Raw genomic sequence first — 368 nt, 5'->3', positions numbered from 1 at the left:
CAGGGCCGAACAGCTCGGCGTGATGTCCATGATCTGGATGGAGCGGATCGGATCCAGCTCCTCTTCGGTCCAGGCTCCATCGTCGGTACGGTGCAAGAGGACGCTTATCATGAGTTCCATGGCGGGGTTCTTGGCCAGGCGTTTCCTGTGGGCGTAAATGACGGTGCTCTCGTCGGTTTCGGCGTTTCGTCCGGAGTGGACCCGCGCCCGGAGATCGTCCCAGCCGGAGTAGGCTACTAAAGCTACTCGTCTACCGGCGATGGCGGCGGTGATCACCTTGCGCCGGGCGTCGCCGAAGGTTTTCGTGACCGCCGCCGACCCGCCCAGATGCGGCAGACCGTAACAGCCCAGGGTGAGTTCGTGCTCGA

General features: G+C 63.3%; 1 protein-coding gene. It reads right to left on the bottom strand.

Features of this window, described 5'->3' with window-relative positions:
• A partial coding sequence (locus I8J34_RS24345) for a hypothetical protein (protein ID WP_214364208.1) occupies window positions 1-368 on the bottom strand: 368 nt, incomplete at both ends.

It is taken from the genome of Denitromonas iodatirespirans, from assembly GCF_018524365.1.
Classification (GTDB): domain Bacteria; phylum Pseudomonadota; class Gammaproteobacteria; order Burkholderiales; family Rhodocyclaceae; genus Nitrogeniibacter; species Nitrogeniibacter iodatirespirans.
This window is presented reverse-complemented; position numbering and strand designations above follow the sequence as displayed.